This is a genomic window from Pseudoalteromonas sp. SR45-5 (genome assembly GCF_014163565.1).
GTDB classification, from domain to species: Bacteria; Pseudomonadota; Gammaproteobacteria; order Enterobacterales; family Alteromonadaceae; genus Pseudoalteromonas; species Pseudoalteromonas distincta.
This window is the reverse complement of the sequence record NZ_JACJDN010000357.1, coordinates 1-4,096: the sequence shown is the minus strand read 5'-3', so window position 1 is coordinate 4,096 and position 4,096 is coordinate 1. Positions and strand designations below refer to the sequence as shown.

Here is a 4,096-nt window from a genome sequence, read left to right as displayed (position 1 = left end):
AATTTATTCACAAAGAGGTTAAGAGGGCGCTGCACTTTAGTGAAGGCAAAAGTAGGTAATATAAATGTTTAAAATTGCGTTTTTACGTGAGTAAGAGCGGCGCTTACCGGTAAGGTTTTATACCTCACTTTAAAGCCCTAATAAACAAAAAAACCGGTGGTGCATAGTACCATCGGTTTTTTTAATCGTTTTAGTAAACTTAAACTTTAAATTCGTCTACCGATAAGCGAAGCTCTTCAGCAAGTTTTGCTACTTCTGAACTTGAGATATTAGTTTGATTTGCGCCTTCGGCTGTTTGCTCTGCGATGGCTACAATCGACTCAAGGCGTTCGCTAATTTCTTGTGCTACTTGTTGTTGCTCAAGTGCGGCAGTCGAAATTTCTTCACTTACGTCGTGAGCTTGCGAAACCGCAAATGTAATCGAATCAAGTGCGCTACTTGCTAGGTCGGTTTGTTCAACACACGATACCGCACGTTGCTTACCTTTGCTCATTGCCGTTACGGCAGCTTCAGCGCCTGTTTGTAGCGATTCAATCATTGATTGTATCTCTTGGGTCGACTCTTGAGTTTTACTCGCTAGAGAGCGTACTTCGTCAGCTACAACAGCAAAGCCTCGGCCATATTCACCAGCTCGCGCAGCTTCAATTGCGGCATTTAGTGCAAGTAGGTTAGTTTGATCCGCTATTCCGCGTATTACATCTAAAATGCTGCCTATTGATGCGCTATCTTGATGCAGTTTATTTATAACTTGTGAGGCGTCGTCTACTTCACGCGCTAGCTGTTCAATCGTTGCTTTATTGTTATTCGAAATACCTTTAACGCGTTCAGCTTCTTTATCAGCATTTTTAATTTCGCTAAGCGCTTGTTGAGCGCTGTTACTAACTGTTTGCGATGTACTGCTCATTTCGGTTGTTGCAGTAGCTGCTTGTTCAACTTGTGCTTGTTGGTTACGAATTGCTTGGCTTGATTCTGAGGTAATGGCCGATGTTTGCTCTGATGCTGCTGCAAGCTGAGTAGAGCGCGAAATAATACCTTTAATTAGGCTGCGTAGGCTGTCAATTAGTGTATTACAACTTTTAGATAGTTCGCCAAACTCGTCTTGAGCACTGTCGTCTAAACGTTGTGTCATGTCGCCACTGGCAACAATATCTAAAATGCGATTAACTTCGGCAAGTGGTTTAGTAATGCGGCTAACAGTAATAATGGCAATCACAATTGCTAAAAGAGTGGCTATAACCATGCCAACCCACGTCCATAAATTAGCTGAGTCAACGTCGCTGCGCACACCTTGTTGTAATTTAAACGCAACGTCACTCGCTTGATTAACTAGTTCGTCAATTTGGTTAAGTGCCATTTTGGTGGCTTGCTCTGACTGCGCAAGCTCTGATTGCGTAAGCGTAATCGAATCAATTAAACGTTTTTTGTTTGCTGCTAAGCTGTTACTGCCCTTTATGTTATTTTCTAAAATATCAACATATTCTTTTAGGCTTGAATATAAGTCGCTATGCGTTTGCTCTATTGCTGGCTTAATTAAATCAACGGTGCGTACTACTTCTTCAAGGTAATACGTTTGCTCGTTTTTAACAATATCGAGAGTGTTAAGCGTTTTAACAGTTAGCATGTCGGTGCTGTTACTAACTACCGACATAAAGTTGTTTTCTAAATTATTTGCAGCTTGATAAGCGCGAGGGTGGTTTTGTTCAAACCCATCAATGTCGGTAATGTCGAGTACAACAGAGTTAGCATCTTCTGCACTTAATTCTATGTTTTCTAATTGTGCTTTTAATGCTTTATTTAATGCTAGTTGCTTGCCTTTATCTGCTAATAAATTTTCAACGGTGCTTAAAAAGCTTAAATAGGTTTTTTCTACGTTTTGGCTGCTTTGATTAAGTGCAGCATCGTTTTTTACTACGTCTTGAAGCTCACGGTGCAGCGTGTTGAATTGCTGTTTTTGCTCAAAGACCTGTGCTTTTATTGGTGCAAGCTCATTGGCTGATGTAGTGTAAAAGCTCGCTTGTGCGGCTTTACTCATTAAAATAAATTCGGCTTGTAGCTCAGAGCTTTTATTTAATGCTGGGAGTGATAGTTGGTTCACTTTTTGAGTGGAACGGTCAATATTTGCAATTTTTATTAAGGAATTACCACCAATTATTAATAATAATAGTGTGATAAATATAAAACCACCCCAAATACGCTGGCTTACTGTCAGGTTCATAAGATTTCCACTCAAAAAGTACTTCAATTAAGACTTATCGGCGTTTGTACCAATAAGTTAAGTAATTAAAATCAATTACTTTAATTAATTTTAACTATTAATTGATAAATCTAACAGATGTATTGTTTTTTTTCAGTTTATTTAGACGAAAGGTGGGAATTTTCTACAATTACTTTTTTAGTACTCAGCTCCATTAGGCTCATGGTGTTACCCCATACGCAGCCTGTATCTAGGGCGTGAACCCGTGAATTACCTGTTCTACCTTCAAGTGCGGCCCAGTGGCCAAAAATAATATCGTGTTTAGATTTAGCTATATTGGGGTGGTTAAACCAAGGAGTGAGAGTTTCGCTGTCGGTTATTGCACCCTTTGCATTAAGCTCGAGTTTGTTATCACTTGTTAAAAAACGCATGCGGGTAAAGTAATTAACTATGTATCTAAACTTTGCAAAGTCATCAAGGGTGTTAGACCACCTAGCGGGGTGAGCCTGGTACATGTGTTCAAAAAACGCTTTTGCGTTACTTGATTGATAACAGCTTTGTGCAAATTGAGCTTGTTTTAGCGCATCTTCAATAGACCAATCGGGATTTAACCCCGCGTGAGATATAAAGCAGTTATGTTTTTTAAGCTCTAAAGCCAAAGGCTGGGTTTGTAAAAAAGCGATGTAGTTAGCCAATTTAGGGCTTTCAAATATTGAGTTTAATTTATCTTTTGGATTAGTGGGTTTGTTAAGAAAGTAGCAGGCAACCATGTGAAGGTCGTGATTGCCTAAAGTGATGGTCATGCTATTTTGATGTTGGTAAATATAGTCTAAGCAGGCTAGGGAGTCAGGCCCGCGAGCAACTATGTCGCCAACTAAATATAGGTGATCTTTACTTGGGTTAAAATCAACCCGTTGTAAAAGGGTGTTAAATTCACTAAAACACCCTTGTAAATCACCTATCGCATAATCTGCCATCTAAGTGCTTAATGCAAAATGTTAGGGCAAGCCAAACGAAACACATTAATAGGCGCCTGAAACTCAGAGCCAAATTCGTTGCGTAACGTGTAATGGCCTTGCATAGTGCCTACAGGTGTATCTAAAATTGCACCGCTGGTGTATTTATAGCTTTCGCCTGGGCCAATATCTGGCATTTCGCCAACAACGCCTTCGCCTTCAACTTCTACTTGTTTGCCATTTGCATCGGTAATTAACCAATAGCGGCTCAGTAATTTTGCACTGCATAAACTATGGTTTTTAATTGTTACCGAGTAAGCAAATACGTATTTTTCAAGCTCAGGTTGAGATTGACCTTCTACGTAAAATGTTTCTACAGATACCTTTACAGGCGATCCAATGTTACTGCTTGTTGTCATAAATCCAGTTAGCTATATCAATAAATTGTTGTAAAGATAAGCGCTCAGCACGCAGCGTTATATCAATGCCAATGCTAGTTAGTTCTTCTGCGGTAAGTAAGTTACCTAAACTATTTCGTAGCGTTTTACGGCGCTGGTTAAATGCTTCTAAACACACGGTGTTTAAAATTTTAACGCTTTTTGCTGTACGTTGCTCTGGCTTTTTAGGTATTAAACGAATAACAGCAGAGTCAACTTTTGGCGCTGGTTTAAAGCACTCAGGTGGTACTTCAACAACCGGCATTGCATTACAGTAGTATTGAGTCATTACGCTTAAGCGACCAAATGTTTTACTACCTGGGCCTGCTACCATGCGTTTTACTACTTCTTTTTGAAGCATAAAGTGCATGTGCTCAATATGATCTGAAAATTCAAAAAGGTGAAACAATAACGGTGTCGAAATATTGTAAGGTAAGTTACCAAACACTTTTAATTTTTTGTCATCGCGAACCAAGCTTGCAAAGTCAAACGTCATTGCATCGCCTTGG

The 4,096-nt window shown here is 39.5% G+C and carries 4 protein-coding genes; all 4 read right to left on the bottom strand.

Going from position 1 to position 4,096, the window contains the following annotated elements; all coding sequences use genetic code 11:
* Positions 1 to 199: 199 nt before the first annotated feature.
* Positions 200 to 2,215, bottom strand: a complete 2,016-nt coding sequence (locus tag H5072_RS13220) for a methyl-accepting chemotaxis protein (RefSeq protein WP_182693778.1) — start codon at positions 2,213 to 2,215, stop codon at positions 200 to 202.
* A 137-nt stretch (positions 2,216 to 2,352) separates the two neighbouring features.
* Positions 2,353 to 3,171, bottom strand: coding sequence for a symmetrical bis(5'-nucleosyl)-tetraphosphatase (locus tag H5072_RS13215; RefSeq protein ID WP_182693777.1), 819 nt, complete (start codon positions 3,169 to 3,171; stop codon positions 2,353 to 2,355).
* Between the two features lie 8 nt (positions 3,172 to 3,179).
* On the bottom strand, positions 3,180 to 3,569 hold the full coding sequence (gene apaG / locus H5072_RS13210) for a Co2+/Mg2+ efflux protein ApaG (RefSeq protein ID WP_002960839.1): 390 nt from the start codon (positions 3,567 to 3,569) through the stop codon (positions 3,180 to 3,182).
* Positions 3,553 to 4,096: 16S rRNA (adenine(1518)-N(6)/adenine(1519)-N(6))-dimethyltransferase RsmA (gene rsmA / locus H5072_RS13205; protein WP_182693776.1), on the bottom strand; the 544-nt coding region annotated here is incomplete at its 5' end. The genes apaG and rsmA, both read right to left, overlap by 17 nt.

Excerpts from the sequence above, each read along its gene's own strand:
- H5072_RS13220 (WP_182693778.1), bottom strand. The coding sequence starts at position 2,215 with ATGAACCTGACAGTAAGCCAGCGTATTTGGGGTGGTTTTATATTTATC.
- H5072_RS13215 (WP_182693777.1), bottom strand. The coding sequence starts at position 3,171 with ATGGCAGATTATGCGATAGGTGATTTACAAGGGTGTTTTAGTGAATTT.
- apaG (WP_002960839.1), bottom strand. The coding sequence starts at position 3,569 with ATGACAACAAGCAGTAACATTGGATCGCCTGTAAAGGTATCTGTAGAA.